This window comes from Roseateles sp. UC29_93 (genome assembly GCF_042695725.1).
GTDB classification, from domain to species: domain Bacteria; phylum Pseudomonadota; class Gammaproteobacteria; order Burkholderiales; family Burkholderiaceae_C; genus Roseateles; species Roseateles noduli_A.
Window position 1 is genome coordinate 2,945,512 of the sequence record NZ_CP170545.1, and the last position, 25,761, is coordinate 2,971,272.

The following is a 25,761-nucleotide window of genomic DNA, read 5'->3' on the forward strand; positions in this document are numbered from 1 at the left end:
GATGACGTCCACGACCCATGTGCCGCGTACGCCTCGCAATGCCCGCGAAGACGCCGACTGGCAGGCCGATCTGGCCCGCTGCGGCGGTGCGTCCGCGCTGCGCCGCGAGCAGTCGCTGTGGGCGCTGCGGGTCTACCGCTACGGCCGGCGCGTCGACGCGATGCCCGAGGGCAGCGCGCGGCGCTGGTCCCTGCGCTTCTACTGGCTGGCCTTCCGCGCGGTGGAGACCGTCACCGGCATCAGCCTGCCCAAGGAATGCCGCATCGGGCCCGGCCTGCGGATCTGGCATTTCGGCGGCGTGTTCGTGAACCCGGGCACCGTCATCGGCGCGAACTGCACCCTGCGCCAGGGCGTGACGCTGGGCAACCGCGTCGAGGACGGGCCGTGCCCGGTGCTCGAGGACGGCGTCGAGGTCGGCGCCTATGCGCAGGTGCTGGGCGGCGTGCGCCTGGGCGCGGGCTGCAAGGTGGGCGCGATGTCGGTCGTGCTGCGCGACGTGCCGGCGGGCGCGACCGCGGTCGGCAATCCGGCGCGGGTCGTCGCGCGTGAGACGACGCCGTCGTCCGACGAGGTCGCCGCGCGCGTTCCGTCGGACCTCGCGTCCCCGATGACCATGGAGGAATGACACGATGACCTGGGATCGACGACGCTGGTGCGCGGCCGCGGGACTGAGCCTGACGGCCACCGCGCTGCCATCGGCGCTGTGGGCCGCCGGGGAGGGGCGTGACGCCCGCGCCGCGCGTGACGCGCGCGCGGCCGACGCGGCCCGGGGCGAGCGTTTCGGCACGGTGCTGCGGCCGTTCTCGGCGCAGTCGCCGTGGAACAGCCGGCCGGTCGAGCCGGTCCTGGACGACTGGGAGATTCCCAAGGCGTCCTACTCGCCGGCGCTGGAGTCGGGCAAGTGGTCGACCGGCGTCTTCGTCTGCCAGCCGGATGATCCGCCGATGCGCGTGGTCGGCCTGCCGGGCCAGAAGGGCGTCTGGGATCCGGATGCCGAGACGACGCAGCCGGAAGTCGTGCTGCCGCACTGGCCTGCCAGCGTGAATCCGGCCGAGGGCCTGGACGGCCACGCCGACATCGTCGATGCCGAGGCGGGCATCATCCATTCCTTCTACAAGCTCACCCGCGTCGACGACCAGTGGTGCGCCAAGCAATACGCCTGGACGCGGCTGGACGGCCGCGGCTGGGGCGACCCGGCCCACTACTTCCAGGGCGCGCGCGCGGCCGCGGTGCCGACGATGGGCGGGTTGGTGCGCCGCCATGAGCTGGAGGAGGGCGCCGGCCCGATCCGCCACGCGCTGGCGATCTCGCTGACCTTCAACGGGCTGAGCGCGGACCCGGGGTATGTCTTCCCCGCGACCTCGGCGGACGCCGGGCTCAACAACAACAACGGCCGCATCCCCGAAGGCGCGCTGCTCGATGCTGCCGCCGGACTTCGACGTCTCCAAGGTGGACGACGCGCGGCTGCGCCGCATCGCCGAGGCGCTGAAGGTCTACGGCGGCTACGTCGTCGATCGCAACGTGGGCACGCCCTTCGTCGTCTATTGCGAGATCGGCAGCAACGCCAAGCTGCACACCGCCAAGCTCTGGAACAGCCGCGCCGCCAGCGACCTGGAGCGCATGCGCCTGGCGCTGCGCCGGGTGAGCTCGGCCAAGGGCTGGCTCGATGGCAACGGCAAGCCGGTCGAATTGCGCCAGCCGATGAACCTGCTGTCCATGCGCGGCGCGTGGCGCTCCGAGCGCGACGACGCGCAGGCGCGCTTCGAGACCTGGCAGCAGGCCGTCGTGCTGAAGGACGCCAAGGCGGGCCTGGCCGTCGTCAACAACTCGGGCCGCCACATCACCGCGGTGAACTGGGCCAAGCCGCAGCCGGGCCAGAAGCTGACGCTGACCGCGCGCACCGGCAACGGCGCGACGCTGCGCCTGCAGCTGCGCGGCGGCGAGCAGGGCGCCAAGGGCGCCGTCGCCTACGACAGCGGCGACCTGGCGGACGGCAAGTCGGTCACCTTCGAGTGGCCAGAGAAATTCGCGGGCTCGCGCCTGGTGGTGCGTGCCACGGCGTCGGGCGATTGCTGGGCCCGCGGCGACCTGCTGCCGGCCTCGACCTGACAGATCCGCGCTGAATCCGGGAGGAACGATTGATCACGAAGCAGTTGGATGACCAAGCCCCTCAAGGCCAGCCCCCGGCCGGCGCGCGCCCGCGCGTCGCCTACCTGGTGAACCATTACCCCAAGGTCAGCCATACCTTCATCCGCCGCGAGATCCTCGCGGTCGAGCAGCAGGGCCTGGACGTGCTGCGCCTGGCCATCCGCGGCTGGGACGACGACGCGCCTGATCCGATCGACCAGGCCGAGAAGGCCCGCACGCACTACCTGCTGAAGGACGGCACGGTCGGCCTGCTGAAGGCGACGCTGGCGCAGGCCGCGCGCGCGCCGGGCCGCTTCCTGTCCGCGCTGAAGCTGGCGCTGCGCATGAGCCGCCGCGCCGACCGGCCCTGGCCCTTCCACCTGGTCTACCTGATGGAGGCCTGCGCCGCGATGCCGGTGCTGCGCGCCGCGCGCATCCAGCACCTGCACATCCACTTCGGCACCAACCCCGCGGAAGTGGGCATGCTGATCGAGGCGCTCGGCGGTCCGGGCTACAGCATGACGGTGCACGGTCCGGAGGAATTCGACCGTCCCGACTTCCTGCACCTGGGCGCGAAGATCCGCGGCGCGCGCTTCGTCGCCGCGATCACTTCGTTCTGCCGCAGCCAGCTGTCGCGCTGGGTCGCGTACACCGAGTGGCCCAAGCTGCGCATCGTCCATTGCGGGCTGGATCCGGAATTCCATTCGGTCGAGGCGCCGCCGCCGCACGGCAAGCGCCTGATCTGCATCGGCCGCATGACCGAGCAGAAGGGCCATCTGCTGCTGATCGAAGCCGCCGCGCTGGTCGCGCGCGAGGTGCCGGACTTCGAACTGGTGCTGGCCGGCGACGGCGAACTGCGCAAGACCATCGAGCAGCGCATCGCGCAGCTCGGCCTGCGGCGCAATGTCCGCATCACCGGCTGGATCTCCAGCGACACCGTGCGCAGCGAACTGCTCGCGGCGCGCGCGCTGGTGCTGGCGAGCTTCGCCGAGGGCCTGCCGGTCGTGATCATGGAAGCGATGGCGCTGGGCCGCCCCTGCGTCAGCACCTGCATCGCGGGCATCCCCGAGCTGATCCGCGACGGCGAGAACGGATGGCTTTTGCCCGCCGGCGATCCCGAGGCGCTGGCGCGCGCGATGCTCGCCTGCCTGCGGCTGGACGACGCCGAGCTGGCGCGTGTGGGCCAGCGCGCGCGGGCCTCGGCGCTGGAGCGCCACGACGTCGATCGCGAGGCCGCCAAGCTGGTCGCGCTGTTCGAGGAGTACGCTTCGCCCGCGAAGACCTATTCGCCTCATCGTGCCGCATCGGCCGCGAAGGAGGGGGCGCATGCCTGAGCTGTTGTCCACCGTGTCCGCCGTGGCCTGGACGCTGATGCTCGTGATCAGCCTGCTGGTGCTCGCGCCGGCGGCGCTGGTGCTGTGGCAGGTGCTGCTGGCGCTGCTGCCGGACCGCCGCGAGCTGCCCGCGTTCGAGCGGCCACCGCGCATCGCCGTCGTCATGCCGGCGCACAACGAAGGCCGCGGCCTGCGGCCGACGCTGATGCAGGCGCTGGCGCAACTCGGACCATCGGACCGCATCGTCGTCGTGGCCGACAACTGCAGCGACGACACCGCCGCGCAGGCGCGCGAGTTCGACGTGACCGTGGTCGAGCGCACGCACGCGACCGAACGCGGCAAGGGCTACGCCCTGGACTTCGGCGTGCGCGCGCTGGAGCGCATCTCGCTCGAGACCGGGCAGGCGCCGGACGTCGTGATCGTGCTGGATGCCGACTGCACGCTCGGCCCGCAGCTGTTGACGCGCATCGCCGCCGTGGCGCATGCGACGGGCCGGCCGGTGCAGGCGACCTACCTGATGTCGGCCGCCAACGACGGCCTGAAGGCGCGCGTGGCGGAGTTCGCGATGCGCGTGAAAAACCTGGTGCGGCCGCGCGGCATGCACCAGGTCGGCCTGCCTTGTGGGCTCTACGGCACCGGCATGGCCTTCCCGTGGGACGTGGCGGTGCAGGCGCCGCTGGCCAGCGGCCACCTGGCCGAGGACATGCAGCTGGGCGTGCGCCTGGCCCAACTGGGCGCGCCGCCGCTGCTGTGCGAGGACGCGCGCGTGACCAGCGTCTTCGCCAACAGCAGCGAGGGCGAGGCCAGCCAGCGCACGCGCTGGGAACACGGTCACCTGGCGATGCTGGTCGGCGAAGGGCCACGGCTGCTGTGGCAGTCGATGCGTCCGGGACGCGGCGCGCAGCTGCTGCAGGTGATGGACATGCTGGTGCCGCCGCTGGCGCTGCTCGGCATGCTGCTGGTCGGCTGGACGCTGGTCCAGCTGCTGCTGGCGCTGGTGCTGGGCTGGACGGCGCCGTTCGTGCTGTCGCTGCTGGGCCTGGGTGCGCTGCTGCTGGCCATCGTGCTGGCGCAACACCGCTGGGCCGGCGACATCCTGACGCTGGGCGAGCTGGCCCGCGCGCCGTTCATCCTGCTGGCCAAGATTCCGCTGTACCTGCGCTTCATCGTCAAGCGTCAGGTGGACTGGGTGAGAACCAAACGAGATGTCTGATCCCATGAGCCTCACACCCCCTCCGCCGGCGACGTCCGCCACGCCCGCGACGTCCTTGCCTCCGGCCGCGTCCACGGCGTCCACGACACCCGTGACGCCCGTGACGCCCGTGACGCCCGCCGGCGCCATGGACACCGGCCCCGCGGCGCTGCCGACCATCCACGTCGACGGGCTGCCCTTCGTCGCCACCACGGTGCCGGTGTTGACCGCCCACATCGTCGACGAGGCCACCGCCGGTCGCGGCGGCTGGGTGGTGACGCCCAACATCGACATCCTGCGCCGCTGGCGCCTGGAGCCCGCCTTCCGCGCGCTGGTGGCCGATGCGACGGTGTTCACCGCCGACGGCCGTCCCATCGTCTGGGCCAGCCAGCTGCAGGGCACGCCGCTGCCGACGCGGCTGACCGGCTCCGACCTGTTCAACGCGCTGATGGGCGCGGCCGCCGCGGCCGGACTGCGCATCGCGCTGATCGGCGGCAACGAAGGCGCAGCCGAAGCCGCCGCCGCGCGCCTGATCCCGGAGGCCGTGGCCGCGGGCCGCGTGCGCTGCCTGTGCCCGCCGTTCGGTTTCGAGCAGCAGCCGCAGGAGATGGCCAGGATCGAGACCTTGCTGACGGGCTGGCAGCCGCACATCGTCTTCATCGGCCTGGGCTCGCCCAAGCAGGAGAAGCTGGCCGCGCGTCTGCGACCGCTGGCGCCGCGCGCCTGGTACCTGGGCGTGGGCGTGAGCTTCAGTTTCGTGGCCGGCGACGTGAAGCGCGCGCCGGGCTGGATGCAGCGCAGCGGCCTGGAATGGGTGCACCGGTTGACGCAGGAACCCGGCCGGCTGGCGCGGCGTTACCTCGTCGACGGCATTCCCTTCGCGGCCGGGCTGCTGTGGCGATCGGCCACGCGGCGCGGCCGGAGTTCGGCAGTCTGAGCAAGACCTGGCCCCGCGCCGATCACGAGCTGCATTCCGAACCCGTCCCGACTTCTGACTCCCGACGCCAGATTCCGTCCCGCCCCCACGGCCCCCGACCTGGTCCCACCTTTCCGGATTCCGCATGACCGACTTCCTGTTCAACGGCTACTACGGCTACCGCAACACCGGCGACGACGTGTTCTGCGTCGTGGCGGACTGGGGCAGCCGCAAGTACTGGGGCGCCCGCGACCTGGCCTTCGTCGCCACCGAGCTGCCGGTGTTGAGCCAGCCCGCGCAGGCCATCATCCCGATCGAGCGTCGCTACCCCGGCCAGCAGACGCTGTCGCGCACGCTGTCGGGCCTGAGCGCGCGGCACATGGTGTATTTCGGCGGCTCGACGCTGCACTCGCCGCAGGAGCTGTGGGTGAACCTGCTGCGCCAGTCGCTGGTGCAGAAGGTCGGCCGCAAGTCGATCGCGGCGGCCGGCGTGTCGGTCGGCCCGTTCAAGTCCACGGACGGTGAACGCGAGATCCGCAAGCTGATCGGCGAGATGAGCTACATCGCGGTGCGCGATCGCGCCTCGTTCGAGATCGTGAAGGCGATGAACGTCGACACGCCGGTGATCCAGGCCTTCGATCCGGCGCTGCTGATGCTGGACGTGATGGCGGACTCGCCGGCGCCGGTGCTGCCGGCGCGGGCGACGGGACGGCCGGTGATCGGCGTGAGCGTGTGCAACGTCGAGCGCTACTACGGCAAGGGCAACCTGGAGAACGAGCAGCGCCGCGTGGCCTCGGTGAAGGCGACGGTGAAGGCGCTGGCGGAGGAGGGCTTCGCGCTGCGCTTCTTCGTGTTCAACGGGCATGCGGCGTCGGGCGACGACGCGGTGACCGACGAGGTGATCGCCTCGCTGGACGGCTATCCGCATGTGGAGCGGCTGCCGTACGACGACGATCCCAAGCGGGTCTACGCCGAGCTGCAGCGCTGCGACGCGATCTTCGGCGTGCGGCTGCATGCGTGCATCCTGGCCTACACGGCGGGCGTGCCCTTCATCCTGGTCGAGTACCACCGCAAGTGCGGCGACTTCCTCGACGAGATCGGCTACCGGCCCGAGGGTCGCGTGGGCGATGCGACCGCCGATCCGGTCGAGGCCGCGCGCCGCATCGCGAAGCTGGCCGTCGGCGGCCGCGCCGCGCCGCCGTGGGCGCGTTCGATCCAGGACTCGTGCGAGATGGCGCGCCTGAACTTCACGGCCGCGCCGTACAGCGAGGGGCGCCGCTGATGTCCGTGCCGTCTTCCTCCTTCGCTCCTTCCGGCGGCGTCGACGCGGTGCCGCGGATCTCCGTCGTCATCCCGCTCTACAACAAGGAAGGGCAGATCGCCCGCGCGCTGGATTCGGTCTTCGCGCAGAGCTTCCAGGACTTCGAGATCGTCGTCATCGACGACGGCTCCAAGGACCGCGGCGCCGACGTGGTCGCGGCGATCGCCGATCCACGCGTGCGACTCCATCGGCAGGCCAATGCCGGCGTGTCGGTGGCGCGCAATCGCGCCGTCGAACTCGCGCGGGCGGACGTGATCGCCTTCCTCGACGGCGACGATGCCTGGTACCCCGATCACCTCGAACGCCTGTGGCAACTGCGCGCGGACTACCCGGGCACCGTCGCGTGGGCGATGAACTACCACGTCGTGGACCTGGCCGGCAGGCTGACGCCCGGCGTGTCGGTCGTGACCGAGCCGCGGCTGGTGCTGACGCCGGAGAACTACTTCCGCATCGCGCGGCATGGCACGCCGGTGTTCTCGTCCGCGGTGGCGGTGGACAAGGCGGCGCTGCAGCGCGTCGGCGGATTCCCCGCCGGCGTGCGGCTGGGCGAGGACCTGGACACGTGGATCCGGCTGCTGTTCTCGGGACCGATCGCCTTCGACGCGCGGCCCGGCGCGTACTACCACGCGGACGGCGACGACCGCGCGCTGGTGCGCAACCCGCCGCCGCCGCGCTACGTGTTCTTCGACACCGACGAGGCCTGGATGCGCGCGCATCCCGAAGCCACGCAGGTGGCGCAGGACATCGAGGCCTTCCACGATTTCTTCCGGCTGGCGCATGCGCATCACCAGATCAAGTGGGGCGACAAGGCCGCGGGGCGCGCAGTGCTCAAGGACTGCCGCTCGCGCGCCTTCGCGGCGGAACGCGATCGCCTGAAGCGCCTGAGCCTGCTGCCGCAGCCGCTGTACCGCGCGCTGGGACGGGTGCAGGCGACGCTGCGGCGGCGCGCCGAGGCGCCGTCGGCGTCGCCCTCGTCGCCCTCGTCGACCACGCAGGCGTCGCGGGGCTGACGTGGGACAAGGCAAGCTCGGGGCCAACCTGGTCAGCAACGTCGCGTTCTTCGCGCTGAACATCGTCGTCTCGCTGTGGCTGGTCTCGTACCTGGTGCGCCAGCTGGGCGTCGCCGCCTACGGCCTCGTGCCGCTGGCGGTGACCGTGGCGGGCTACTTCAACGTCATCACCGCGGGCTTGAATGCCGCGGTGGGGCGGCATCTGACGGTGGCGATGAGCAGCGGCGACCAGGCGCGCGCCAACGGCATCTTCAACTCCTCGCTGTGGGCGTCCGCGCTGGTCGGCCTGCTGATGTGCGTGCTGGGCCTGCCGCTGCTGACCCAGATCGCGCACTGGATCGACGTGCCGGCCGGCTGGGAGCGCGACGCGGGCTGGCTGTTCTTCCTCACGGTGGGCGGGCTGGCGGTGACGACGCTGGGCACGCCCTTCCAGTCGGTGGTCTACAGCCGCAACCGCTTCGACCTGCAGAACCTGGGCAACATCCTCGGCCTGGTGGCGCGCGTCGTCGTCGTGCTGGTGCTGTTCCAGCTCACGATGCCCAAGCTCTGGCACGTCGGCGCGAGCGTGCTGTGCGCGGCGCTGGCCACGATCGGCGTGGTGATCGTGGCGTCGCGCCGGCTCGCGCCCGCGCTGCGACCGCGTCTGGACGGCTTCTCATGGCCGGTGGTGAAGGAACTCGGCGGCACCGGCGGCTGGGTCTTCATCAGCCAGATCGGCACGCTGCTGCTGATCAACATCGACCTGCTGGTGGCCAACAAGGTCGTCGGCGCGGCGGCGGGCGGACAGTACGCGCTGGTGCTGCAGTGGTCGATGCTGCTGCGCAATTTCGCGCTGGTGGTGTCGGGGGTGTTCGGTCCGACCATCCTCACGCTGCACGCGCAAGGCAAGCTCGACGAGATGATCGACTACGCGCGCGCCTCGGTCCGCAACCTCGGGCTGGTGATGGCGATCCCGATCGGCATCGTCTGTGGCTTCTCGGAGTCGATCCTGCATGTCTGGCTCGGTCCCACGTTCGCGCCGCTGTGGCTGGTGATGGTGCTCGCGACCGGGCATCTGGCGCTCAACCTCGCCTACCTGCCGCTGCACAACGTCAGCCTGGCCACCAACCACGTGAAGGTGCCCGGCGTCCTGCAGGTCGTGGCCGGCGTGGTGAACCTGGTGCTGGCGATCGCGATGGCCAGGGCCTGGGGCCTTTACGGCATCGCCATCGCGGGCGGCCTGGTGCTGCTGCTGCGCAACCTGATCTTCACGCCGCTGTACGCCGCGCACATCCTGCAGCGGCCCTGGTGGACCTTCGCCCGCGAGGCGCTGCCCATCCTGATGATGGCGACGCTGGTCTTCCTGGCCTCGCTGGCGGTGTCGCGACTGGCGGTGCCGGCATCCTGGCCCGCGCTCGCGCTGGCCACCTGCAGCGTGGGCGCCGGCGCGGCGCTGATGCTGTGGACGGCGTTCCTGCGGCGCGAGGATCGCGACGCGGTGCTGGGCAAGCTGCGGCGCAAGCTGAAACGCGCGGGCTGAGGCCGCGCGCTTGAGACGGTATTCAGGGGCGCGCGCACATTGCGACGGCGCACCGGCGGGACCAGCATCCTCCACGGGAGCAGCAGGTGCCGCCACGATGGACGGACAACGGAGAAACACGGCATGGGAAGGCTCTCGAGGATGGTGCGGCGCCTGCTGGGACGACCGGCGCCGACGGTGACGTTCAAGTCGCGCGGCGACGGTTGCGGCATCGCCGGCCGCAACGATTTCGTATTCCCGGAACGGATCTCGCTCGGCCACCACGTCCACATCGAGGGCGGTGGCTATTTCAACGGGCAGGGCGGGCTGACGATCGGCGACCACGTCATCTTCGCGCCCGGTGTCGCGGTGATGACCTCGATGCATCGCTACAAGGACGCGACGATGGTCCCGTACGACGAGGTCGACCTGTTGCGTCCGGTCACCATCGAGCGCTTCGTCTGGGTCGGCATGCGGGCGATGATTCTGCCCGGCGTGACGTTGCGCGAGGGCACCATCGTGGGCGCCGGCGCGGTGGTCACGAAGTCCCATCCGCCCGGCGCGATCCTCGGCGGGAATCCCGCGGTGCAGATCGGCACGCGCGACATGGCGGCCTTCCAGGCGATGGTCGACGGCGGCCGGCACTACCTGAAGCTCAAGCAGGAGCAGGGCCTGCGCAAGCGCGAGGTCCTGGATCCGCGTTAGGCAGTTCAAGGACGTTCAAGGCAGTACGACGATGACGACGGCGCGGCTCTCCTCTCCCGACGCGGCGCGATCCGACTGGGTCGACATCGCCAAGGGCTTCGGCATCCTGCTGGTGGTGTATGGCCACGTCGCGCGCGGGCTGGTCAACGGCGGCGTGGCGATGGATCCGTGGTGGTTCACGACGCTGGACTCGGCGATCTACAGCTTTCACATGCCGCTGTTCTTCCTGCTGTCGGGCTGGTTCTTCGTCGGCTCGCTGACGCGGCGTGGCCCGCGCGACTACCTCGCCGGCCGCGTGGCCACCGTCCTCTATCCCTACGTGCTGTGGTCGCTGCTGCAAGGCGGCATCGAGTTGCTGATGTCGCGCTGGACCAGCAAGCCCGTCTCGCTGGCCGAGGTGCTCGCGCTGGGCTGGACGCCGCGGGCGCAGTTCTGGTTCCTCTACGCGCTGTTCCTGATGAGCCTGCTCGGCGTCGCGATGTGCTGGCGCCGCCCGAAGGCCGGCGTCGCCGCGTTGACGCTCACGGGCGCGGCGCTGATGGCCCTGCAGCAGCGCGACTGGCCGATGCCGGCGGCGCTGGTGTCCAGCCACCTGCTGTACTTCGCCGCCGGCGCGTGGCTCGGCGCACGCGGGCTCGGCACGGCGACCGCCTCGCGGCTCGCGCTGGCGGGCGTGCTCGCGGGCGGAGTCGCCCTCATCGCGTTGCAGGCCGCGGGCATCGGCGAAGCCAAGCTGCTGCGGCTCGCCGCCGCGACGCTGGGGCTGTCGCTCGTGTGCGTGCTGGCCATCGCGCTGGCCACCGGCGGCCACGGGCAGCGGATGGCGGCCCTGGGGCGGGCGTCGATGGCCATCTTCCTGGCCCACATCCTCGTGGCCAGCGGTGTCCGCATCGTGTTGACCAAGGTGCTCGGCATCACCAGTCCCTGGCCGCACCTGATCGTCGGCGTTGCCGCAGGCACGCTGCTGCCCTGGTGGTTCTGGCGCGCCGCCCAGGGGCGTGCCGCGATGGTGCTGTTCGAATTGCCCGCCGTCTGGCGCCGGCGCCTGGCCGGTTCCGCGCCACGCCGCCATGACGCGCCTGTGACCGCCGCCGCCCACGGCGAGCGCTGAAGGCTCGCCGCCGAGCCGTCCTTCGGGGACAACGCCGCCATGACGCCGCGTTGGTGCGGCGTTAACCTCTTTGGTGCGTATGGCGTGCAGCCGGCACCAGGCCGGGGCAAATCCAAGCTCCCGCGGCAACAACGTGGAGCGCCGACGTCCTTGCCGGGCTCGCGGGCTCCCGGTCGCGTGTGATCGCCACCGGGACTGCCATGAGCACCTCGTCCATTCCTGCGACTGCGTCCGACGACGTGCGTCTGTCCGTCGTCATCCCGCTCTACAACAAGGAAGGGCAGATCGTCCGCGCGCTCGACTCGGTTTGCGCGCAGACGGTCCGTGACTTCGAGGTGGTCGTCGTCGACGACGGTTCCACCGACGGCGGCGCCGCGCTGGTCCAGGCGTACGGCGATCCACGCGTGCGTCTTCTCCGGCAGCCCAACGGCGGCGTGTCCTCCGCCCGCAACCTCGGCGTCGAGGCGGCGCGATGCCCGGTGGTGGCCTTCCTGGACGCCGACGACACCTGGTACCCCGACCACCTCGAGCGGCTCTGGCGCCTGCGCCTCGAGTACCCGCAGGCCGTCGGCTGGGCCACGAACTACGAGGTCGCCTCCCCCGATGGCCGCCGCACGCCCGGCGTGAGCTCCGAGACCGCGCCGCGCGTCGTGCTGACGCCGGCGAACTACTACCGCATCGCGCTGCAGGGCTCGCCGGTGTGCTCGTCAGCGGTGATGGTGGACAAGGCCGCCCTGGCGAACGTCGGCGGCTTCCCGGTCGGCGTGCGGCTGGGCGAGGACCTCGACACCTGGATCCGCCTGATGTTCACCGGGCCCATCGTCTTCGACCCGAAGCCCGGCGCCTGCTACCACGCCGACGGCGACGACCGGGCGCTCAACCGCCATGCGCCGCCGGCCCGCTACCGGTTCTTCGAGACCGGCGAGGCCTGGCGCCGTGCCCATCCGGAGGCGGTCCAGGTCGGCGCGGACATGGAAGAGTTCCACAACTTCTTCCGCATCTCCCATGCGCACCACCAGATCAAGTACGGCGACAAGTTCGCCGGTCGCTCGGTGCTCAAGGGCGTCCAGACGCAGGTCTTCGCCGACGAGCGCCGCCGCCTGCTGCGCATGAGCCTGATGCCGCAGGCGCTCTACCAGGGGCTGACCCGCCTCAAGCGCGCGCTGCGCCCGCCGCCCGGCGCGGCGGCAACGGATTCCGCCTTCGATTCGACGCTCGATTCGACCCTGGGCGCGACTCCGGCCGCCGCGGCAGGCACGGCGACCGCTCCCGGGAAGCCGGCCGCCCGCGTTTACCCCTGACTGAGCGGGGCCGGGGACGCGGCGGCGTCATCCGGCTGGGTGAGAATCGGCGCCTTCGCGTTACGTCTCATCCCCGGGGAGCAGGTTTGAAAGTTCTCGTCACCGGCGCCGCCGGCTTCATCGGCATGCACGTGAGCCAGATCCTGCTGGCCCGCGGCGACCAGGTCGTCGGCCTGGACAACCTCAACGACTACTACGACCCGACGCTCAAGCACGCCCGCCTGGCGCGGCTGAGCGGGAAGCCGGGCTTCGAGTTCGTGCAGATGGACGTCGCCGACCGCGCGGGCATCGCCGAGCTGTTCGCCAAGCACGGCTTCGATCGCGTCGTGCACCTGGCCGCGCAGGCCGGCGTGCGCTACTCGCTGGTGAACCCGCATGCCTACATCGAGTCCAACATCGTCGGCTTCACCAACATCCTCGAGGGCTGCCGCCATTCGGGCGTGAAGCACCTGGCCTACGCGTCCAGCTCCAGCGTCTACGGCGGCAACACGCACATGCCCTTCAGCGAGCATCACGGCGTGGACCACCCGGTCAGCCTGTACGCCGCGACCAAGAAGGCCAACGAGCTGATGGCCCACACCTACAGCCACCTGTTCAACCTGCCGACGACGGGGCTGCGCTTCTTCACCGTGTACGGGCCCTGGGGCCGGCCGGACATGGCGCTGTTCCTGTTCACGAAGGCGATCCTCGCGGGCGAGCCGATCAAGGTGTTCAACCACGGGAAGATGATCCGCGACTTCACCTACATCGACGACATCGCCGAAGGCGTGGTGCGCGTGCTCGACCGCACCGCGACGGCCGACCCGGCCTACGACCCGGTGCAGGCGGATCCGGCGCGCTCCAACGCGCCGTACCGCGTCTTCAACATCGGCAACCACGACCCGATCCCGCTGATGGACTTCATCGGCGCGATCGAGCAGGCCGTGGGCCGCGAGGCGGTCAAGGAGTTCCTGCCGCTGCAGGACGGCGACGTGCCGGCCACGCATGCGGACGTCGAGGAACTGGCCGCGTGGACGGGCTTCCGTCCCGCGATGCCGGTGCCCGAGGGCATCCGCCGCTTCGTCGCGTGGTACCGCGACTACTACCAGGTCTGACCGGCCGCCGCCACCGGCCGCCACCACCGACCGCCACTGCTTCCAGCTGGAGAGAACGAATGAAAGTGACGACCATCGGCACCGGCTACGTGGGTCTCGTGACCGGCGCGTGCCTGGCCGAAATGGGCAACCATGTGGTGTGCCTCGACGTGAACCCCGACAAGATCCAGGTCCTCAACGACGGGGGCATCCCCATCCACGAGCCGGGCCTGGACGCGGTCGTGGCGCGCAACCGCGCCGCGGGCCGGCTGCAGTTCACCACCGACGTCGACGCCGCCGTCGCGCACGGCACGCTGCTGTTCATCGCCGTGGGCACGCCTCCGGGCGAGGACGGCTCGGCCGACCTGCAGTACGTGCTGGCCGCGGCGCGCTCGATCGGCGAGCGCATGACCGACTACAAGGTCATCGTCGACAAGAGCACCGTGCCGGTCGGCACCGCGGACAAGGTCCGCGCCGCCGTCGCCGAGGCCCTGGCCCGGCGCGGCGTCGACGTGAACTTCTCGGTGGTCTCCAACCCGGAGTTCCTGAAGGAAGGCGCGGCGCTGGAAGACTTCATGAAGCCGGACCGCATCGTCGTCGGCTCCGACGACGAGCAGGCCACGCTGATGATGCGCGCGCTGTACGCGCCGTTCACCCGCAGCCACGACCGGCTGATGGTGATGGACGTCAGGAGCGCCGAGTTCACCAAGTACGCCGCCAACGCGATGCTGGCCACGCGCATCAGCTTCATGAACGAGCTGGCGCTGCTGGCCGAGAAGGTCGGCGCCGACATCGAGCTGGTGCGCCGCGGCATCGGCTCCGATCCGCGCATCGGCTACCAGTTCCTGTACGCGGGCGCCGGCTACGGCGGCTCGTGTTTCCCCAAGGACGTGAAGGCGCTGGTGCGCACCGGCCGCGAACACGGCCAGGACCTGAAGGTGCTGAACGCCGTCGAGGAAGCCAACGACCGCCAGAAGCTGGTGCTCGTGGACAAGGTGGTGGAGCGCTTCGGCCCGGACCTGAGCGGCCGGCGCTTCGCGCTGTGGGGCCTGGCCTTCAAGCCCAACACCGACGACATGCGCGAGGCGCCGTCGCTGGTGGTGGTGGAGGAACTGGCGCGGCGCGGCGCGGCGGTCGCGGCCTACGACCCCGTCGCGATGGGCGAGGCCGCGAAGCTGCTGAGCCAGGTGCCCGGCGTCAGCTTCTGCGAGCGTGCCGAGCACGCGCTGAGCGACTCCGACGCGCTGATCGTGATCACCGAGTGGAAGGAGTTCCGCACGCCGGACTTCGACCGCATCAAGACCGCGCTGAAGCAGCCGGTGGTCTTCGACGGCCGCAACCTGTACGAGCCGGCGACGATGGCGATGCTCGGCATCGAGCATCACGCGATCGGCCGCGGCACCGGGCCCAAGCCCGTCTGATCAGTCCTGCCCAAGCCCGGCTGACCGTCGCGCTGCCGACCGCCTGATCCAGCGCCGCGGCAGGCTGCATCAGCCCGCCGCGGCCAGTCCGGTCAACCGGCGCAGACGCTGCCGGCCGGTCCGCCGGTCTTGACCAGCGTCGGACGCAGCGTCGATTCGACGTTGTCCACGCCGCTGCGGGCCCAGGTGGTCACCTTGAAGCTGGCCACGTTGGGCCAGACCAGCGTGGTCGACTGCCCGTCGGTCAGGTAGCCGCTGTCGTAGACCACGGCGCCGCTGACCTTGTCCGCGATGGTCATGCGGAACGAGGCCCCGCCGGTCGCGTCGACGTCCAGGCGGAAGGTCTCGCCGGTGGCCGGGACGGCCCAGGTGACCGGATTCATGGCGCGGCCGGTGGCGTTGGCCTGCTCGATCTGCGTGATCGTCGCCGGGAACACCAGCGCCTGGCGCCAGGTGTCGAACTCGCCGCTGACCGTGCCCTTGGTGCGCCACCAGCCGCCGCGCATCGACAGCAGGTTCAGCGCCGTGCTGGTCACCGTCGAGCTGGTGTTGCCGTTGCCGTCCTTCCAGGCCGAGGCGCTTTCCACCGGGCGCATCGCCGCGCGCATCAGCTCCAGGTCGTTCGCGGTGGCGTTGCTCCAGCCGTTGCGGTGCAGCTTGAGGTCGGCACCGATCTCGACGTAGATGACGAAGGGCGTGCCGGTGTTGCGGTCCACCACGTAGGCGCCGTAGGCCTTCAGCGTTTCGGCCACCTTGCGCAGCTCGGGCGTCGCCAGGGCCTGCGCGTTGAAGCTGGCCGGCAGCATCATCAACGTGCCCATCGGGATCTGGCCGCTGTTGGTCGTCGCGGCATTGCTGTCGGCGGACGTGGCCGGGAAGCGGTAGGTCGGCGCGGCGCTCAGGCCGGTGGCGTCCAGCGACATGGCCAGCGCGTGGCGGTACATCGTGTCGCCGTCGACGGCCTCGGCGGTGCGGATCAGGCCGCCGAGCGTCGACACGCCGGCCGCGCGCGCGCCCTGGTAGTAGTGCGAGGGATCGCCCATGCCGCGACCGGCCAGCGGGGTCCAGGCGTACTGCTTCGCGACCCAGGCGCCGTTGACCTGCTTGAGGCCCCAGAACGAATGGACGATGCCGGTGCTCGGGTCGACGATCTCGGCGTGGCCGTCGGTGCCGGTGGCCGGCGTGGTCGTGGCCGGCCAGTGGGCGATGGTGACGCTGGGGCGATAGACCTCGCTGTCCGGGTCCCAGACGCCTTGCGTGGTGGCGCCGGTGACGACCATCGGCGCGTCGCCGGCGGAGGCCTCGAAGGCGGCGCTCGACCAGGCGCCGGCGGCGACGGTCGGGGTGTACAGCGCGGTGGGAATCGTCGCTGTGCCGAGCACCGGCGAGACCGGACGGCTGTTCCACGGCGAGTCCGGGCTGAACGGGCGGGCGAAGCTGCCGAAGTTGCCGGCCGTGCAGGCGGCCGCCGCGGCGGGGCGGGCGGTCGTGGCCAGCACCACGGACACGCCGGCGACGGCCTCGCTGGCCGCGGGGCTGACCGGCGTGCCGGCCGTGGCGGCGGGTACCGACGCCACGATGGGCGGCGTTTCCAGCGATTGGATGGCGACCGTGGCGCCACTGCCGCCGCCACCACCGCCGCAACCGGTCAGCAGCAGGCCGACCGCCAGGGCGCAGGCGCTCAGGCCGGTGGAAACTCGCAGGGAAGAAGAGATATTCGTCATGGTGATTGAATTACTGCTGATGCGCGTGAGCGCGTTGACGATTAATAGGCCTCGATCTCTTCTTCTTGCGCGCCGCGAATGACACGTCATTCGTCGGGCGGGATTCTTGTTACTGGATGTTGGCGACCCGGATATCTGGCTGCTGATTTCCTCCATGCCCGGGAGGTGTTGCAGCCATGAGTCAGTATGGGGAGAGGACGCGGCGGTTCTCCACCCGCTCGTCGGGTCGCGTGGCGTGATTCCGTGGAATATTCGGCGCCTCTCGGGACGTACTGTTTGAAACATCCGGGTCGAGGATTGACAACCCCACGAATGTCTCGGATCACGGGGTTATTGCGGTCCGTTACATACTCGGAGATCGGGAGGGATATTCCGTTCGATATTCGAAATTGAAACCCGCAAAACGCACGGAAACGCGTCGGGAAAAACCGCCGGGACGTGTCGGCGAAACGCTGTCATCACGCCAGCGCGGGTCGGCGCGCCCGCCGATCGAGGGGGTGGACACGGGGCGGGCCCGCCGGGGGCGCGTGGGATACTGCCGCCTTCGTCTGAGGGAATCGAGATGGTCAAGATCAATGACATCGTGGTCGACAACGCCAAGCCGTTCGTGCTGTTCGGCGGGGTCAACGTGCTGGAGTCGGAGCAGTTCGCCGTCGACGTCTGCGGCGAGTACGTCCGCGTGACGAAGGAACTGGGCATCCCCTACGTGTTCAAGGCCTCGTTCGACAAGGCCAACCGCTCCTCGATCAAGAGCTATCGCGGTCCCGGCCTGGAAGCCGGCCTGAAGATCTTCGAGGCGGTCAAGAAGGCCCACGGCGTGGCCGTGCTGACGGACGTGCATGAGCCCCACCAGGCCGCCGAAGTGGCCGCCGTGTGCGAGGTGCTCCAGTTGCCGGCCTTCCTGGCGCGCCAGACCGATCTGGTGATCGCGCTGGCCAAGACCGGCCGGGTCATCAACATCAAGAAACCGCAGTTCGTCAGCCCGCCGCAGATGAAGAACATCGTCGAGAAGTTCCAGGAGGGCGGCAACCCGAACGTGATGCTGTGCGATCGTGGCGCGCAGTTCGGCTACGACAACCTGGTCGTCGACATGCTGGGCTTCGGCGTGATGAAGCAGGTCAGCGGCGGCAAGCCGGTGATCTTCGACGTGACCCATGCGCTGCAGCAGCGCGAGTCCGGGGCCGCCGCGTCGGGCGGCCGCCGCGGCCAGGTGACGGAACTGGCCCGCGCCGGCATGGCGATCGGCCTGGCGGGGCTGTTCCTGGAAGCGCATCCGGACCCGGAGAAGGCGCTCTGCGACGGTCCCAGCGCGCTGCGCCTGTCGCAGCTCAAGCCCTTCCTGGAACAGGTCAAGGCCGTCGACGACCTGGTCAAGGGTTTCCCGGCGCTCGACACGCAGTGAGGCGTGCGGCGGCGCGGCCGCCCGTCAGGCCCGTCCTGGCGTGGGGGTGACGGGCTGCGCTTGCGCGGTCGCCGGCAGGCGGCCGTTGAACAGCAGCCGGGTCACGGCGAAAGGCCGCACCACCCAGCGGTGGAAGGCCAGGCTCAGCGCCAGCGTGCCGCAGGCGATGAGCGCGAACTTCAGTGCCGCGGGCCAGTCCAGCGGCAGCAGCAGCAGCGCCAGCGCCACCACCATCAGGTGGTGGACCAGGAAGATCGTGTAGCTCGCGTCGGCGAGCGCGCTGCTCAGACGCTCGCCCACACCGCCGTGCGGGCGTCCCCGCCACCGGGCGAGCAGGCCGATGGCCGCCCCGGTGGCCAGCCAGATGCCGAGCAGTTCCACCGCCAGCGCCAACTCGCGCGCCAGCGCGTGGGGCAACGTGCCGCTGGCGGCGTCGCCCCAGTTGGCGGCGAAGGCCGCCACCGGCAGCAGCCACCACGGCGTGCGCAGCCAGCCGTCCAGCCATGTCGGGTGCTGTCGCATCGCCAGTCCGGCCAGGAACATCGGTGCATGGAAAGCCAGGTTGAACAGCGTCAGGCCGCCCGGACCTGGCGCATAGGCCAGGCCGCTCAGCCGGACGAGGACGAGCAGGGCGTGGCTCAGCAGGGCGCCGGCCAGTGCGACGGTCAGCCAATGGATCGGGGTCGCCGCGCCGCCGCTGAATCCGGCCAGCCGCTGCGCCGGCTTCCGGGTGATCCGGGTCATCCATCGCGGAGCGATGCCCCGCGCGGCCGGTTGCGCGGCCGGTGTCGGCATGGCGCCGCGGATGGCCACGCACCCCAGTACCAGCAGGTTCATCACCAGCAGGTCGCGAATGAACCAGAGGTGGGACATCGGCGTCGATAACGACGCCAGCGCGGCCCAGGGATCGCCGCCGCGGTACCAGGCCAGCAGGGCGGTCTGCGCGGCGTTGAGCAGGGCCCAGCAGGTCAGCAGCGGCACGCCCAGGCGCACCATCTGGCGCAGCACCAGGTCCGGTGCCGCATGGCGCGTCAGGCTGCCGGCGAAGAGCAGTCCCGACAGCAGGAAGAAGCCGGGAACCCGGAAACTGTGGATCAGCGCGACCAGCGCGTCGAAGGCGACGCCGCGGTGCGTGTCGGCGACCAGCCAGTCCCCGGCGCTGACGAAGACGTCCGCGGCATGCAAGGCGATGCCCAGCACCATCAGGGTGGCGCGGATCCTGTCGAAGTCGATGCCGGCCGAGCCGGCTGCCGCGGTTGTCGCGGTGGTGGACGGCCCGCCAACGGCGGAACCGGCCACCTCCCCGTGCGGGGCGATGGGAACGTGCATGGCTTACCTCCTCTGCACCAGCCGGCGCCTCTCCGTGCGCCTGAGCCCGCGACTGTACGAGGCGCGCACCGCTCACGTGCATCCACCTGTAAGCAGTTCTTTCAGAGCCCCCCGGAACGAGGGGAAACTCAGCGGAGCAGGTCCTCGGCAAGCCGGGAGACGATGCGCGTGGCGGTGTGGCCGTCCCACAGTGGCGGGCGGCGCACTTCAACGTTGGGCTGGCCCTCACCCTCACCCTCTCCCGCAAGCGGGAGAGGGAGTTCTGCACTGCGCCTGCCACCCCCTCTCCCGCTTGCGGGAGAGGGCAGGGGGTGAGGGCCTGCGGCCGTCGATGTCATCGAGCCGTTGCAGCGCCAAAGCCAGGATCCGCGCCGGATCGGTGCCGGCGATCTGGTTGGTGCCGAGGTCCACCGTCACCGGCCGCTCGGTGTTGTCGCGCAGCGTGAGGCAGGGGATGCCCAACGCGGTGGTCTCTTCCTGGAGTCCGCCGCTGTCGGTGAGGACCAGCGCCGCGCGGCGCCACAGGGCCAGGAACGGGCGGTAGGGCAGGGGAGGCAACAGGTGAAGCCCCGGCGCGGGCGTGAGGCTGAGTGCCTCCAAACGAGCGCGCGTGCGCGGATGCACCGGGAACAGCAGCGGCAGCCGGGCCGCCAGCGTGCCGAGCGCCTGCATCAGTGCGGCGAGCTGCGCCGGATCGTCCACGTTGGCCGGCCGGTGGAGCGTGACGACACCGAATCGGCCCAGGGTCGCATTGGTGGCGCGAGCGGCGGCGAGCGCCGCCTGCGCCGCTGCTTCGGCGGTCTGCGCGTCGGCATCGCCGGCATCGAGCCGCTGCAGCTGGAAGAGCAGGTTGTCGACCATGACGTGGCCGACCTCGACGATGCGGGCGTCCGGATGCCCTTCTCGACGGAGGTGCGCGGCCGCGCTGGGTTCGGTCGTGAAGAGCCAGTCCGCGATCGCATCGGTCGCGCGGCGGTTGATCTCTTCGGGCATGGTCATGTCGCCGCTGCGCAGTCCGGCTTCGACGTGCGCCACCGGCACGCCGAGCTTGCGCGCCGTCAGCGCGCAGGCCAGCGTGGAATCGACATCGCCGACGACGATGCAGGCCGCGGGACGGTCCGCGATCACGTGCGGCTCATAGGCCTGCATGATCCGCGCGGTCAGCTGCGCATGACCGCCGCCATGGCAGTCCAGCGAGACGTCGGGCGGCGGCAGGCCGAGTTCGTCGAAGAACACGCCGCTCATCGCGGCGTCGTGGTGCTGCCCGGTGTGGATCAGTTTCCACGCGAGCCGGCCGTCGGCCCGCAGCGCTCGCACCAGCGGCGCGAGCTTCATGAAATTCGGTCGCGCGCCGGCGATCAGATGAATCAGCGGCGCGGCCATCGGCAGCTCAGTCGAAATATTTCGCGTCGGCGAGCAACGGCGCCTTGGCGTCCTTCTCGGCGAGCTTGAATTCGACGGGCAGCTTCGGCCAGTCGATGCCGATCGCCGGATCGTCCCAGCGCACGGAGCCCTCGGCCTGCGGGGCGTAGAGGTCGGTGGTCTTGTAGAGGAAGTCGGCCGTCTCGCTCAGCACCAGGAAGCCGTGCGCGAAGCCCGGCGGGATCCACAGCTGGCGGTGGTTCTCGCCGGTCAGCTCGACACCGACCCACTGGCCGAAGTTGGCGCTGGAGCGGCGCATGTCGACGGCGACGTCGAACACCGCGCCCGCCGTGCAACGCACCAGCTTGCCCTGCGCATGCGGCGGCAACTGGAAGTGCAGGCCGCGCAGCACGCCCTGGCTGGAGCGCGAATGGTTGTCCTGCACGAAGCGCACGTCATCGCCGGCGGCGGCGTTGAACTTCGGCTCGGTCCAGCTTTCCATGAAGAAGCCGCGCGCATCGCCGAAGACCTTCGGCTCGATGATCAGCACCTCGGGCAGCGCGGTCGGAATCACATTCATCAGAACACCTTCTCGTTGAGCACCTGCTTCAGGTATTGCCCGTAACCGTTCTTGAGCATCGGCTGCGCCAGCTTCTCAAGCTGCTCGGCCGTGATCCAGCCCTTGCGGAAGGCAATCTCCTCGGGGCAGGCGACCTTCAGGCCCTGGCGCTTCTCCAGCGTCGCGATGAACTGGCCGGCTTCCATCAGGCTGTCGTGCGTGCCGGTGTCCAGCCACGCGTAACCGCGGCCCATGATCTCGACACGCAGCTGCTGCTGCGCGAGGTAGCGCGCATTGACGTCGGTGATCTCGAGCTCGCCGCGCGGGCTGGGCTGGATGTCGGCGGCGATGTCGCAGACCTGGCGGTCGTAGAAGTACAGGCCGGTGACGGCGTAATGGCTCTTCGGCGCCTTGGGCTTTTCCTCGATGCTGACCGCGCGCTTGGCGGCGTCGAACTCGACCACGCCGTAGCGCTCCGGATCGTGCACGTGGTACGCGAAGACGGTGGCGCCGTCGGTCTGCACGTCGGCGCTGTCCAGCAGACCGGCGAAGTCGTGGCCGTAGAAGATGTTGTCGCCCAGCACCAGCGCGCTCGGGGCGCCGCCGATGAAGTCCTTGCCCAGGATGAAGGCCTGCGCCAGGCCGTCCGGGCTGGGCTGCACGCAGTACTGCAGGTTGATGCCCCAGCGCGCGCCGTCGCCCAGCAGGGCCTCGAAGCGCGGCAGGTCCTGCGGCGTGCTGATCAGCAGGATGTCGCGCATGCCCGCCAGCATCAGCGTGCTGAGCGGGTAGTAGACCATCGGCTTGTCGTAGACCGGCAGCAGCTGCTTGCTGATCGCCAGCGTCGCCGGATGCAGCCGGGTGCCGGAGCCGCCGGCCAGGATGATGCCCTTGCGGGTGTCGTTGCCCATCGTGCTGTCTCCTCTCACAGGATCTCGTCGAGCAGCCGGTCCACGCCGGTCTGCCAGTGCGGCAGCACCAGGCCGAAACGGTCCTGCAGCTTGTGGTTGTCCAGGCGCGAATTCAGCGGGCGCGGGGCCGGCGTCGGGTAGGCGCTGCTGGGCAGCGCCTCGACCTGCTCGGGCTGGACCTTCAGCGCCACGCCCTTGTCCCGCGCGCGCGTCAGCACGTGTTTCGCGTACTGGTGCCAGCTGGTCTCGCCGCTGGCGACCGCGTGATAGGTGCCGCACAGGGCGCGGTCCTGCAGCGTCGCGCGGATCAGGTGCGCGGTGATGTCGGCGAGCAGGTCCGCGCCGGTGGGCGCGCCGATCTGGTCGGCGACGACCTTCAACTGCTCGCGCTCGGCGGCGAGCCGCAGCATCGTCCTGGCGAAGTTGCCGCCGCGCGCCGCGTAGACCCAGCTGGTGCGCAGCACCAGCGCGTCCGCGCCGCTCGCGGCGATCAGTTGCTCGCCTTCGAGCTTGGTCTTGCCGTAGACGCTCAGCGGACCGGTGGGCGCGTCCTCGAAGCGCCAGTCGTCGCCGGCGCCGTCGAAGACGTAGTCGGTCGAGTAATGCACCAGCAGCGCGCCGAGTGCCTTGGCCTCCTCGGCCAGCACGCCGGTGGCGAGCGCATTGATCTGGCGGGCGGCGTCGGGCTCGCTTTCGGCCTTGTCGACGGCCGTGTAGGCCGCGGCATTGACGATGACGTCCGGCGCGACGCGGCGCACCGTGGCGCGCAGCGTGTCGCTGTCGCCGAGGTCGCCGCCTTCGCTGCGGTCCAGCGCGATCAGCTCACCGAGCGGGACGAGCGCGCGCTGGAGTTCCCAACCCAGCTGGCCGTTCTTTCCAAGCAGCAGGACTTTCATGTCAGCCCCTCGCGTGCCGGGTACGGCCCGCGATCCCCCGAGGGGATGCGAGTCGGCTTGGGGCGGCCCGGCGCTCGACTCGCGCGTTCATGGGGTGCTCCCGTACTGCTTGGACACCCACTCGCGGTACGCGCCCGAGAGCACGCGCGAGGACCATTCCTCATTCGCGAGGTACCACTGCACCGTCTTGCGGATGCCGGTCTCGAAGGTCTCGGCGGGGCGCCAGCCCAGGTCGCGTTCGATCTTGCGGGCGTCGATCGCGTAGCGGCGGTCATGGCCAGGGCGGTCCTTGACGTAGGTGATGAGGCGGGCATATGGACCGGCCAGATCGGGGCGAAGCTCGTCGAGCAGCGCGCACACCGTCTTCACGATGTCGATGTTGGCCTGCTCGTTCCAGCCGCCGATGTTGTAGGTCTCGCCCAGCGTGCCGCCGGCCAGCACCGCGCGGATGCCCGAGCAGTGGTCGGTGACGTAGAGCCAGTCGCGGATCTGCTGGCCGTCGCCGTACACGGGCAGCGGTTTGCCGGCCAGCGCGTTGACGATCATCAGCGGGATCAGCTTCTCGGGGAAGTGGTACGGGCCGTAGTTGTTGCTGCAGTTGGTCGTGACCACCGGCAGGCCGTAGGTGTGGTGCCAGGCGCGGACCAGATGGTCGCTGGCCGCCTTGGAGGCCGAGTACGGGCTGTTGGGCTCGTAGGGGTTCGTCTCGGCGAAGGGCGGGTCCTCGGCCTTCAGCGAGCCGTAGACCTCGTCGGTCGAGACGTGGTGGAAGCGGAAGGCCGCCTTGGCGTCGCCCTCGAGCGCCGACCAGAACGCGCGCGCCGCCTCGAGCAGCGTGAACGTGCCCTCGACGTTGGTGCGCATGAAGGCGCCGGGACCGTGGATGGAGCGGTCGACGTGCGACTCGGCGGCGAAGTGCACGATCGCGCGCGGCTGGTGCGTGGCGAGCAGCTGGTCGACGAGCGCGCGGTCGCAGATGTCGCCCTGGACGAAGACGTGTCGCGCGTCGTCCTTCAGCGAGGCCAGGTTCTCGAGGTTGCCCGCGTAGGTGAGGGTGTCGAGGTTGACCACCGGCTCGTCCGACGTCTTGAACCAGTCGAGCACGAAATTGCTGCCGATGAAGCCGGCGCCGCCGGTGACGAGGATCGTCATGGAACTTCCCTGAAATGTCTGTGATCCAAACGGATCGTCGGTGATGAAGGCTGGCGCGGCGACGGCGACCCCACGCCGTCCGGCGTCACAGTCGCCAGACCCGCAGGCCCGCCGCGCGCAGATTGTCGCTGTTAAAAGCGGCCTTCACGTCGATGAAGGCGCCGCCCTCGACCAGCTTGCCCGCGAGGTCGGCGGCGCCCAGCGCCTTGTACTCGCGGTGGGCCACCGCGGCGACGATCGCATCGGCGCGCGGCAGGTCCTCGTAGGCGTGCAGCTGCACGCCGTACTCGTGCATCGCCTCATCGGCCTCGGCGGCGGGGTCGGTCACGAAGACCTCGACGCCGTAGCTGCGCAGCTCATGGATGATGTCGATGACCTTGGAGTTGCGCAGGTCGCCGCAGTCCTCCTTGAAGGTCAGGCCCAGCACGTTGACCTTGGCGCCCTTGACGTGCGAGCCCGCGGCGATCATCTGCTTGATGGTCTGCTCCGCGATGAACTTGCCCATGCCATCGTTGATGCGCCGGCCCGCCAGGATGACCTGCGGGTGGTAGCCCAGCATGTCGGCCTTGTGGGTCAGGTAGTACGGATCCACCCCGATGCAGTGGCCGCCGACCAGGCCCGGCTTGAACTTGAGGAAGTTCCACTTCGTGCCCGCGGCCTCCAGCACCTCGGAGGTGTCCAGGCCGAGGCGCTCGAAGATGATCGCCAGCTCGTTCATCAGCGCGATGTTCAGGTCGCGCTGCGTGTTCTCGATGACCTTGGCGGCCTCCGCCGTCTTGATGCTCGACGCGCGGTGCACGCCGGGCACGATGATCTTCTCGTAGGTCTTCGCGACGATGTCCAGCGTCTGCGGCGTGTCACCGGAGACGATCTTGAGGATCTTCGTCAGCGTGTGGGCCTTGTCCCCCGGGTTGATGCGCTCCGGGCTGTAGCCGACGAAGAAGTCCTGTTTCCATTTCAGGCCGGATTCGCGTTCCAGCACCGGGATGCAGACCTCCTCGGTCGCACCGGGGTAGACGGTCGATTCGTAGACGACGACGGCGCCGCGCTTCATGTGGCGCCCGACGCTGGTGGACGAGCCGATCAGCGGCTTGAAGTCGGGGATATGAGCCTCGTCGACCGGCGTCGGCACGGCCACGATGATGACGTCGGCCTCGGCCAGGCAGGCCGGATCGCTGTGGTATTCGGCGTGGACGGCGGCCCGGACTTCCTCGTCCGTCAGTTCCCGCGAGGGGTCGGTGCCTGCGCGGCACTTGGCGACCTTGTCCACCGCGATGTCGAAGCCGATCGTCCGGCCGTGCTTGCCGAATTCGACCACCAGCGGCAGTCCCACATATCCCAACCCGACGACGGCGATCACGGACACGGCCTTCTCCTGTTCTTTCCGAGGACGGCTTTGTATCCGACTTTCGTCCGT

General features: G+C 70.2%; 22 protein-coding genes. 14 read left to right on the top strand and 8 right to left on the bottom strand.

Going from position 1 to position 25,761, the window contains the following annotated elements:
- The first annotated feature begins 1 nt into the window (after nt 1).
- The 13 genes from ACFJIX_RS13705 (at nt 2) to ACFJIX_RS13765 (ending at nt 15,009) form a co-directional block, all read left to right on the top strand.
- The gene (locus ACFJIX_RS13705) at nt 2–625 is read left to right on the top strand and encodes a serine acetyltransferase (protein WP_377160894.1); all 624 of its coding nucleotides are present in this window, start codon (nt 2–4) and stop codon (nt 623–625) included.
- Nucleotides 626–1,419: 794 nt separating this feature from the next.
- Nucleotides 1,420–2,109 (top strand): hypothetical protein, encoded by a 690-nt coding sequence (locus tag ACFJIX_RS13710; RefSeq protein WP_377160896.1) that lies wholly within the window; start codon nt 1,420–1,422, stop codon nt 2,107–2,109.
- A 44-nt stretch (nt 2,110–2,153) separates the two neighbouring features.
- The gene (locus ACFJIX_RS13715) at nt 2,154–3,461 is read left to right on the top strand and encodes a glycosyltransferase family 4 protein (protein WP_377160898.1); all 1,308 of its coding nucleotides are present in this window, start codon (nt 2,154–2,156) and stop codon (nt 3,459–3,461) included.
- Nucleotides 3,454–4,674: a glycosyltransferase family 2 protein gene (locus tag ACFJIX_RS13720; protein WP_377160900.1), complete on the top strand. Its 1,221-nt coding sequence runs from the start codon at nt 3,454–3,456 to the stop codon at nt 4,672–4,674. Before ACFJIX_RS13715 ends, ACFJIX_RS13720 begins: the two co-directional genes overlap by 8 nt.
- Nucleotides 4,675–4,678: 4 nt before the next feature.
- Nucleotides 4,679–5,590 (top strand): WecB/TagA/CpsF family glycosyltransferase, encoded by a 912-nt coding sequence (locus ACFJIX_RS13725; protein ID WP_377160902.1) that lies wholly within the window; start codon nt 4,679–4,681, stop codon nt 5,588–5,590.
- Nucleotides 5,591–5,714: 124 nt separating this feature from the next.
- Nucleotides 5,715–6,851 (top strand): polysaccharide pyruvyl transferase family protein, encoded by a 1,137-nt coding sequence (locus ACFJIX_RS13730; RefSeq protein ID WP_377160904.1) that lies wholly within the window; start codon nt 5,715–5,717, stop codon nt 6,849–6,851.
- Nucleotides 6,851–7,900, top strand: coding sequence for a glycosyltransferase family 2 protein (locus tag ACFJIX_RS13735; RefSeq protein WP_377160906.1), 1,050 nt, complete (start codon nt 6,851–6,853; stop codon nt 7,898–7,900). Before ACFJIX_RS13730 ends, ACFJIX_RS13735 begins: the two co-directional genes overlap by 1 nt.
- Before the next feature lies 1 nt (nt 7,901).
- Nucleotides 7,902–9,419, top strand: a complete 1,518-nt coding sequence (locus ACFJIX_RS13740) for a lipopolysaccharide biosynthesis protein (RefSeq protein WP_377160908.1) — start codon at nt 7,902–7,904, stop codon at nt 9,417–9,419.
- 123 nt (nt 9,420–9,542) lie between these two features.
- Nucleotides 9,543–10,103: an acyltransferase gene (locus tag ACFJIX_RS13745; RefSeq protein ID WP_377160910.1), complete on the top strand. Its 561-nt coding sequence runs from the start codon at nt 9,543–9,545 to the stop codon at nt 10,101–10,103.
- A 31-nt stretch (nt 10,104–10,134) separates the two neighbouring features.
- Nucleotides 10,135–11,214, top strand: a complete 1,080-nt coding sequence (locus ACFJIX_RS13750; RefSeq protein ID WP_377160912.1) for an acyltransferase family protein — start codon at nt 10,135–10,137, stop codon at nt 11,212–11,214.
- Nucleotides 11,215–11,414: 200 nt separating this feature from the next.
- Nucleotides 11,415–12,515: a glycosyltransferase family 2 protein gene (locus ACFJIX_RS13755; RefSeq protein ID WP_377160914.1), complete on the top strand. Its 1,101-nt coding sequence runs from the start codon at nt 11,415–11,417 to the stop codon at nt 12,513–12,515.
- A gap of 86 nt (nt 12,516–12,601) precedes the next feature.
- A complete protein-coding gene (locus ACFJIX_RS13760; RefSeq protein WP_377160916.1) occupies nt 12,602–13,609 on the top strand; it encodes an NAD-dependent epimerase in 1,008 nt (335 codons plus the stop codon).
- 59 nt (nt 13,610–13,668) lie between these two features.
- Complete coding sequence (locus ACFJIX_RS13765; protein WP_377160918.1) at nt 13,669–15,009, top strand: UDP-glucose dehydrogenase family protein; 1,341 nt, start codon at nt 13,669–13,671, stop codon at nt 15,007–15,009.
- A 92-nt stretch (nt 15,010–15,101) separates the two neighbouring features.
- Here ACFJIX_RS13765 and ACFJIX_RS13770 read toward each other — a convergent pair whose 3' ends face one another.
- Nucleotides 15,102–16,733, bottom strand: a complete 1,632-nt coding sequence (locus ACFJIX_RS13770; protein WP_377160920.1) for an Atrophin-1 multi-domain protein — start codon at nt 16,731–16,733, stop codon at nt 15,102–15,104.
- 562 nt (nt 16,734–17,295) lie between these two features.
- On the opposite strand from ACFJIX_RS13770, the gene kdsA reads away from it, so the two are divergent.
- On the top strand, nt 17,296–18,135 hold the full coding sequence (gene kdsA / locus ACFJIX_RS13775; protein WP_377160922.1) for a 3-deoxy-8-phosphooctulonate synthase: 840 nt from the start codon (nt 17,296–17,298) through the stop codon (nt 18,133–18,135).
- A 24-nt stretch (nt 18,136–18,159) separates the two neighbouring features.
- Here kdsA and ACFJIX_RS13780 read toward each other — a convergent pair whose 3' ends face one another.
- The 7 genes from ACFJIX_RS13780 to ACFJIX_RS13810 all read right to left on the bottom strand — a co-directional run bounded on the left by ACFJIX_RS13780 (nt 18,160) and on the right by ACFJIX_RS13810 (nt 25,710).
- Entirely contained in the window at nt 18,160–19,464 is a 1,305-nt protein-coding gene (locus ACFJIX_RS13780; protein WP_377160924.1) for an acyltransferase family protein, read from the bottom strand.
- Between the two features lie 231 nt (nt 19,465–19,695).
- Nucleotides 19,696–20,847: a non-hydrolyzing UDP-N-acetylglucosamine 2-epimerase gene (gene wecB, locus ACFJIX_RS13785; RefSeq protein ID WP_377160926.1), complete on the bottom strand. Its 1,152-nt coding sequence runs from the start codon at nt 20,845–20,847 to the stop codon at nt 19,696–19,698.
- Between the two features lie 7 nt (nt 20,848–20,854).
- Nucleotides 20,855–21,406, bottom strand: coding sequence for a dTDP-4-dehydrorhamnose 3,5-epimerase (gene rfbC / locus ACFJIX_RS13790; RefSeq protein ID WP_377160928.1), 552 nt, complete (start codon nt 21,404–21,406; stop codon nt 20,855–20,857).
- Nucleotides 21,406–22,296 (bottom strand): glucose-1-phosphate thymidylyltransferase RfbA, encoded by an 891-nt coding sequence (rfbA, locus tag ACFJIX_RS13795; protein ID WP_377160930.1) that lies wholly within the window; start codon nt 22,294–22,296, stop codon nt 21,406–21,408. The genes rfbC and rfbA overlap by 1 nt, the downstream gene beginning before the upstream one ends.
- Before the next feature lie 14 nt (nt 22,297–22,310).
- Nucleotides 22,311–23,192, bottom strand: coding sequence for a dTDP-4-dehydrorhamnose reductase (gene rfbD, locus ACFJIX_RS13800; protein ID WP_377160932.1), 882 nt, complete (start codon nt 23,190–23,192; stop codon nt 22,311–22,313).
- A gap of 87 nt (nt 23,193–23,279) precedes the next feature.
- Nucleotides 23,280–24,344 carry a dTDP-glucose 4,6-dehydratase gene (rfbB, locus tag ACFJIX_RS13805; RefSeq protein WP_377160934.1) on the bottom strand — a complete coding sequence of 355 codons (1,065 nt, stop codon included), beginning with the start codon at nt 24,342–24,344 and terminating at the stop codon, nt 23,280–23,282.
- Nucleotides 24,345–24,429: 85 nt separating this feature from the next.
- Nucleotides 24,430–25,710 (bottom strand): nucleotide sugar dehydrogenase, encoded by a 1,281-nt coding sequence (locus ACFJIX_RS13810; protein ID WP_377160936.1) that lies wholly within the window; start codon nt 25,708–25,710, stop codon nt 24,430–24,432.
- Between the last annotated feature and the right edge of the window lie 51 nt (nt 25,711–25,761).